Origin of the sequence: Marseilla massiliensis (genome assembly GCF_016899955.1) — a bacterium.
Classification (GTDB): Bacteria; Bacteroidota; Bacteroidia; order Bacteroidales; family Bacteroidaceae; genus Prevotella; species Prevotella intestinigallinarum.
This window is the reverse complement of the sequence record NZ_JACJJL010000048.1, coordinates 1-6,597: the sequence shown is the minus strand read 5'-3', so window position 1 is coordinate 6,597 and position 6,597 is coordinate 1. Positions and strand designations below refer to the sequence as shown.

8 protein-coding genes and 1 pseudogene are annotated in these 6,597 nt (G+C 48.4%); 7 read left to right on the top strand and 2 right to left on the bottom strand.

Annotation, left to right across the window (positions count from 1 at the left end):
• Positions 1-54: 54 nt before the first annotated feature.
• A complete protein-coding gene (locus H6B30_RS15420; RefSeq protein ID WP_205112157.1) occupies positions 55-1,251 on the bottom strand; it encodes a site-specific integrase in 1,197 nt (398 codons plus the stop codon).
• A 3-nt stretch (positions 1,252-1,254) separates the two neighbouring features.
• Entirely contained in the window at positions 1,255-2,586 is a 1,332-nt protein-coding gene (locus H6B30_RS15415) for a site-specific integrase (protein ID WP_205112159.1), read from the bottom strand.
• Between the two features lie 336 nt (positions 2,587-2,922).
• On the opposite strand from H6B30_RS15415, the pseudogene H6B30_RS15410 reads away from it, so the two are divergent.
• The 7 genes and pseudogenes from H6B30_RS15410 to H6B30_RS15380 form a co-directional block, all read left to right on the top strand.
• Positions 2,923-3,222, top strand: a pseudogene (locus H6B30_RS15410) (site-specific integrase); the annotation flags it as partial.
• Positions 3,223-3,518: 296 nt separating this feature from the next.
• The gene (locus H6B30_RS16450) at positions 3,519-3,761 is read left to right on the top strand and encodes a hypothetical protein (RefSeq protein ID WP_239484167.1); all 243 of its coding nucleotides are present in this window, start codon (positions 3,519-3,521) and stop codon (positions 3,759-3,761) included.
• Between the two features lie 516 nt (positions 3,762-4,277).
• A complete protein-coding gene (locus H6B30_RS15400) occupies positions 4,278-4,496 on the top strand; it encodes a hypothetical protein (protein WP_021963139.1) in 219 nt (72 codons plus the stop codon).
• Complete coding sequence (locus H6B30_RS15395) at positions 4,403-4,729, top strand: hypothetical protein (RefSeq protein ID WP_394331806.1); 327 nt, start codon at positions 4,403-4,405, stop codon at positions 4,727-4,729. Before H6B30_RS15400 ends, H6B30_RS15395 begins: the two co-directional genes overlap by 94 nt.
• A 22-nt stretch (positions 4,730-4,751) precedes the next feature.
• Positions 4,752-5,000, top strand: coding sequence for a DUF6926 domain-containing protein (locus tag H6B30_RS15390; RefSeq protein ID WP_071148940.1), 249 nt, complete (start codon positions 4,752-4,754; stop codon positions 4,998-5,000).
• 11 nt (positions 5,001-5,011) lie between these two features.
• The gene (locus tag H6B30_RS15385) at positions 5,012-5,428 is read left to right on the top strand and encodes a PcfK-like family protein (RefSeq protein WP_071148939.1); all 417 of its coding nucleotides are present in this window, start codon (positions 5,012-5,014) and stop codon (positions 5,426-5,428) included.
• A gap of 4 nt (positions 5,429-5,432) precedes the next feature.
• Positions 5,433-6,569 carry a PcfJ domain-containing protein gene (locus tag H6B30_RS15380; RefSeq protein ID WP_205112155.1) on the top strand — a complete coding sequence of 379 codons (1,137 nt, stop codon included), beginning with the start codon at positions 5,433-5,435 and terminating at the stop codon, positions 6,567-6,569.
• The last annotated feature ends 28 nt before the right edge of the window (positions 6,570-6,597 follow it).

Sequence of the window (6,597 nt, the reverse complement as noted above, 5' to 3'; positions counted from 1 at the left end):
TGACGATAGGATTATATTGAACCCAATCCTAACTTCTTGCTACAGAAGTATTTATCAAGCGACCAATCTGGGCGCACCCGCATAGATTTGGGTCGTCCGAATGGAGGAATGTCCCATCATCTTGCTGATGCTCTCTATCGGAACACCGTTGTTCAGACAAATCAGTGTTGCGAAGGAGTGTCGGCTTTGATAGTAGGTAAGGTGGCATTCCAAGCCGCATTGTTCGGCAATCATTTTCAGGCTACGGTTGAGGTTTCCGGTAATTGGCACATAAAACAGCTTACCGTCTTTTCCTTCTCCGCGATACTTTTCAATGATGCGCAGGGGGATATCTAACAACTTGATATGACACTCCGCTTTGGTTTTCTGTCGGGCAATGTGAATCCACTTGCTGCCATCCTCTTTCGTGATGATGTTGTCCTCTGTCAGGTTAGCCAAGTCAGCCCTCCCGATACCCGTAAAAGTCGAAAAGACGAAAAGGTCTCTCGTATGGCAAAGCCTGTATGTAGGCAGTTTAGCATTCAACAGCTTTTCAAACTGCTCGCCCGTCAGGTAGCGGTGGTTCACCGGGACTTTCTCAATCTTATGTCCTGCAAATGGGTCGCGTTTGAGGATATGCTTCTTCAGGGCGAGCCGAGTCATCTTGTGCAGCAGAATGAGATAGTCGTTGTATGCCGATACCTTCAATCTCAGCACGGTGGAAAGGTAAAACGTGAAGTCGGTCATGAAGCGCATGGTCAGCGAGCGCAACGGCATGTCCTCCATGTTGTACTTGTACTTCATGAAATTGTGGATGTGCTTGCGTGTGGTCAGATAGCGGACATAGCTGTGCCTTGTCCTGTCAATGCCCACACGCTTGGCATATTCTTCGTTATGCTCGTCCATCAGCGCAAGCAGGGTTTCCTTCACCTGCGACTTGCCCGTCACGGCGTTCTTGATGATTTCAGCCGACACGAAGCCGTAACTGTCCACATTCTCCTTGTAGGCGGCATGGGCTTTGGCTTCCAGTGCGGACAGGGCATCATTCAACCGTAAAAGTTCCTTTTTCTTCTCGTAGTCAAGGCTTTCCTTGCGCCCGTCAGTGGAAGCCCTGCCCGTGTCGGCATCCCAATACGCAGGCTCGACTTCCAACCCTGTGGAATACTGGCTGACCTTGCCGTCAAGGGTAATACGTCCCATGACAGGGCATTTGCCGTTCTTCTTCACTTTCTGTCGGTTGATGTAGAACAATAGCTTGAACGTGCTGCGCATGGCTTATCCCTCCATCATTTGTTTGACAATAGCCCTTTGTTTCCAACTTGGATTGACCCTGCGCCGGGTGTTGTCCTTGCGTATCGTGGAAGGGGATGCATCAATCCCGAACAGGGAGAACTTGCCGCCGATGGCTTCATTCAGCCTGTCCACGTCACGGTCAATCTTGTCCTGCGTGACTTTCGCATACCGCTGTGTGGTCTTGATATGTTTGTGCCCCATGATTTTGCTTACCGTTTCGATGGGTATTCCTTGTGATAAACAAATTATGCTGCCGAATGTATGACGTGCCTGATGGAATGAAATCGGACGGTTGATGCCGCACATCACCGACATCTTTTTGAGGTGGCGGTTCATGCTTTCTTTCGTAAGCATGGGCAGCAATTTCCCGTCGGCATCCATGCCCTTGTATTTCTCCAATATGGCGAGCGGTATTTCCATCAGCCTTACACATTCGGGTGTCCCGGTCTTCTGCCGTTCGGTATGAATCCACAGGCTTCCATCCTCCGCTTTCACGAGATTCTTCTCCGTCAATGCCCTCATGTCGCAGTAGCAGATGCCCGTCCAGCACGAGAACAGGAACATGTCCCTCGTGAAATTGCGGTTGGGCGTATCATAAGTCATGTTGGCGAACTTGCCCAGTTCCTCTTCCGTAAGGTACATCTGCTTGAACTCCGGCTTTTGTGGTCTGTAGCCTTTGAACGGGCTGAACGGGATAATGCCACGGAACACGGCAAGCATCATCACGCTTTTCAGGCGGTTTACATGTCCGAGTATGGTCTTAGGCATAAACCGCTTGACGGTGCGCATGTACATGTCGAAATCCTCGATGAAATTCTCGTCCAACTGCTTGACAGGCATGTCTGAAAGGCGGTACTTGTCTTTCAGGAAGGTGGCGAGGTGGCGGTAAGTGTTCGTGTAATGGTAATAGCTGGTTGCGGAACGGTTTACGCCTACGCGCAAGGCATATTCCTCATTATGCTCCGCAAACAGCTTCATGATGGTGTCCTGCGATTCCGCCAGCCCTTGGTAGGCGTTCTTCACTTCCTCTGCCGAAACAACCTCCTTGATGTCTTTAAGTTCGTTGAAACGCTGGCGCAACAGCAGCAGTGTACGTTCAATCTCCCGGTTTGCCATGACCGCCATCCTGCTCTTGCCCGTACACCGTTGTGCCGTGGCGTTCCACAGCCTTACATCTACCTTGAACTTGCAGGAGAACTGCGCGATGGAGTTGTTCTTTCCCCTGACGGCTATCCTGCCCATGAGGGGTGACAGTCCGTCCTTGTCCTGTCCGCTGCGCTTGATGTAGAGCAGCACTTTCATTTCTGTCTTCATTGTCATAACTTTTTTGGTTGCAATATTAGTGATACATTGCCGACCGACAGAATTGGAAACGGGGCAGAACGGCGCAAACGGAACGGACGCTGCTAAATCTGCGGATTTGAAGTCCCTGCCGCACGTATAATGCTTGTTTACAAGCATTAGGAACGCTGTTTTTCAGGCTTCAGACAGGTAGCGGAACAGGTAATGACTTGGTAGCGGAAACCTTGCATTATCCTGCCTTTCCCTGCTGTTTGGCTATAATGGCAAACTACTGTAAAACCGCTGCTTTACAACGTATTGCGTTTGATTCTCTTTATTCCTATCTCCCTTGCTTTGATGCTTCTTTCTTGCTTTACCGGGTTGGCGTTCATTGACGTACAACAACTTTCTCCTGAACACATCGTGGAAGATGCGAATGGCAACCTGTGGATTCGCAAGACACGGCAAAAGACAAAGAACATGTGCAATATCCCTTTGCTTGACATTCCTTTGGAAATTCTCCGTAAGTATGCCGACCATCCCGTTTGCCAAAAGAAAAGGGTATTGCTGCCTGTTCCCTGCAATCAGAAGATGAACAGTTACCTGAAAGAGATAGCCGATTTATGCCTGATAAAGAAGAATTTAACCACTCACACCGCAAGACATAATAAAAATTATATCTATCTAAATATGAAGTGATTAAGACTGAAGCGAAATAGACTTGTTAACGGTTTAGAAACCAGCGAACTTCTATATTCTTCCTCATTTTGCATTAAACGAAAGAACTTTCTTACTTTTGCAAAGGTACAAAACTTTACCCGTTTTCACGAATTTCCTAAAACTTTTTTTCATTCACGATTTCATTCCCTTGTTATTTTCACCCCTTCTGAAAGCCACTTCCGACTTGTTGCGTAGAAGCCGCTTTCAGAAACGGCACAAGCAAAGAAAAGCCCACGACGACCACAATGTCACAAGTGACACCGCCATCGTCGTGGGCACTTCTTTTATATGCTTGTGCAGAACGGACAAGTCCGTTTTATCCATTTTCTTTTTCTCGTCTTCTTTTAGTAGCCGAAATGCCGCCGGATGCAGGGCACGGCAAGCGTGAATCTGCACCTGCGACTATTTCCGGCTGTCATGTCTTCCCTGTCCTCAAACCGTCTTGCCATGCTTTTGCCAAACCGGGCATGGCAGACAAGACCGTTTGAAGACATGTGCCGTCGGCAGAAAACTTGCAACCGCAAGCCATGCACGCATGACAATGACGGTTGCAGGACTTCTGTCACGGCGGCAGGAAAGCGGGGCTTTCCCCTTGTCCGTTGCGCCGCCCTTTGAACTTTCCCGTGGCGCGTTGCGCCATCCTCTATGCTTCCCCCTTTTCCTTCCCGCCTCTCCAGCAAGTATGCCGATATTCCCATGCCGCCATTCCAGACGGCATCAGTGGGTCATTTTCGTTGCAGGGGCAAAGGTAAAGACGGGATTAGGAACACAAATTTTTTAGCCACAATCTCCACACTTCGCAAGCTCAGGTAGTATTCTGTCGAAAAAATTTGCTGAACCTACTCCCTAACCTTTGCATGGCCCCCGAAACGAAAACGACCGATGCGCGGTCGGAAGACGTCACAAGGAAACATCGGACATACGGAGAGGCGAAAAGAAAAAGGACTCGACCCGACCTCCCCATCCGAGCAAGACAAGTAAAAACAACTTAAAAATTGGACGATATGAGAATGACATTGAACGACATCGGAAAGGCTTTGCGGAAAGTATTGTCCGCAGTAGCGAGAGCGGCATGGGGCATTACCCTTTGCGCAGGAGGTTTGGCGGTAGGCATCGCAGGGGAAATCCTATTGGGCGTGTTGAACTTCATGTTCGGCATCCTCACCGCACTACTTTCAATAGTGACAATTATTTGGACATTCATTTGGTTATTAACCCTTTAATTCATAAGGATATGGCGAAAAGAAACAGCAAGACGGCAGCGCAGCAATGCAGGTTTTACGAGGTGGACAACATCTTTGAGTATATGGTGGAAACGTACATTAACGGCAATTTCGGCACATTCCGAGAAATATACAAGGAGTTGTGCAAGGATGCAAGAAAGGACTTCATTGACTTTCTTTTAAGCGAGGTAGAGCCAATCTATTGGAGAGAGATTTTGAAAGAAACCATTTGACAACCAATCAAAAGAGAACCTTATGAACAAGACAACGGAAAAGATACCCACATGGAGTTTAGGGTACATCATCAACGGTGACATGACGGGACTGACGGACGAGGAAATCCGCATGATTGACGAATGGTTGAGCAAGTGGAAAGTGCAGATTGTCTCACCCCTTACGGACGAAGAAGGCAACACACAGCCCTATTTCTCACGTTATCCCCTTTTCGGACTTCCAGCCGAAGTGGAGGACTGCGACATACTTTACACGAATGACAACATCTAAAATCTGACGATATGAACAAGACAACAGACCATTTCAAGCGTACAATCCAAGCCTATCTGGACAACCGTGCAGCGGAGGACAAACTGTTTGCAGCAAATTACAACAAGCCGAACAAGAACATAGAGGATTGCGTGACCTATATCCTCAATTGGGTACAGAAAAGCGGCTGCAACGGCTTTACGGACGGTGAAATCTATTCCCAAGCCGTCCACTACTATGACGAGGACGACATTGAAGTGGGCAAGCCACTGCAATGCCAAGTAGTCGTGAACCATACGGTAGAACTGACTGACGAGGAAAAGGCGGAAGCACGGCAGCAAGCCATCCGCCAATACCAAGCCGAGGAATTGCGCAAGTTGCAGAACCGAAACAAGGCTAAGGCAAGCCAAAAAACAAACGCACAACAAGTTGAACTCTCATTATTCTGAACCTATGAAACCGAGAAACAAATTCGAGAAAGCGGTACTTGCACAGAGCAAGAAACTCCGCCCCATAACCAAAGCACAGATGAATTGGGCTTTCCGTGAGTGCATTGACCATTACGCCCACCGTTTGCCCAAAGGACGCACCACCTGCATGGACTGCGGTCATAGCTGGATTATGGACAAACAGACAAAATACTACACTTGCCCCGAATGTGGGGCAAGGCTGGAAGTGGTAACAAGTTATGTCCGCAAAGTGCAGCAGAAACAATACTTCACCGTTCTTACCACGTGTGGGGAATACCAAGTGCTGCGTATGTACCTCCTTTTCGTGGAGATGGAGAAAGGTTGCAAGGCTGACCCCTATGTACTTGAAATCGGTCAGTACTGGTGGAACAAGGAAGGACGCACGGCGGTTGTCGGCAAACAGCGGATTTGGGGCAGGTATCTTGACCTTTTCTCTTTTGCCTCTCCTATGGCTATCCGGCAGGACAACATCGCCTACGACCACATCGCCCATTCTCCGATATACCCTAAATTCAAGGTGACGGACACGTTACGCAGAAACGGTTTCAAGGGTGACTTTCATGGCATTGTGCCGACCAAGCTCATCCCTGCATTGCTTTCGGACAGCCGTGCGGAAACCCTGATGAAGTCGGGCAATATCGAGCATTTGCGCTATTTCCTCTCCAAACCGCAAGCACTTGACAGATGTTGGCACTCGTACAAGATAGCCATGCGGAACAAATATGCCATAACCGACCTATCATTGTGGTGCGACCTTGTATATCTGTTGGAGAAATTGGGGAAAGACCTGCGCAACCCCCATTTCATCTGCCCGACCGACCTCAAGGCAGCCCACGACCTATATATGGAGAAAAGACAAGCCCAATTGGAGCGTGAACGGGAGCAACAGCGCATTGCAATGGAAGCCGAGCGGTTGGAGCGTGAGCGGAAACGTTTGGAGGATATGGTGAAAGAGAAAGACGAGTATATCCGAAAGAAAGCCGCTTTCCTCAACCTTGTACTGACGGACGGACTAATCATTGTAAAGGTATTGCAAAGCGTGGATGAGTTTTACGAGGAAGGGAAAGCCATGCACCATTATGCAAAGTGTTATATTATGCGTAGCGTTACTAATAAATAGCTATTATTCAATATTATTTAGCAGCAAC

Excerpts from the sequence above, each read along its gene's own strand:
- H6B30_RS15400 (WP_021963139.1), top strand. The coding sequence starts at position 4,278 with ATGAGAATGACATTGAACGACATCGGAAAGGCTTTGCGGAAAGTATTG.
- H6B30_RS15390 (WP_071148940.1), top strand. The coding sequence starts at position 4,752 with ATGAACAAGACAACGGAAAAGATACCCACATGGAGTTTAGGGTACATC.
- H6B30_RS15385 (WP_071148939.1), top strand. The coding sequence starts at position 5,012 with ATGAACAAGACAACAGACCATTTCAAGCGTACAATCCAAGCCTATCTG.
- H6B30_RS15420 (WP_205112157.1), bottom strand. The coding sequence starts at position 1,251 with ATGCGCAGCACGTTCAAGCTATTGTTCTACATCAACCGACAGAAAGTG.
- H6B30_RS15415 (WP_205112159.1), bottom strand. The coding sequence starts at position 2,586 with ATGAAGACAGAAATGAAAGTGCTGCTCTACATCAAGCGCAGCGGACAG.
- H6B30_RS15380 (WP_205112155.1), top strand. The coding sequence starts at position 5,433 with ATGAAACCGAGAAACAAATTCGAGAAAGCGGTACTTGCACAGAGCAAG.
- H6B30_RS16450 (WP_239484167.1), top strand. The coding sequence starts at position 3,519 with ATGTCACAAGTGACACCGCCATCGTCGTGGGCACTTCTTTTATATGCT.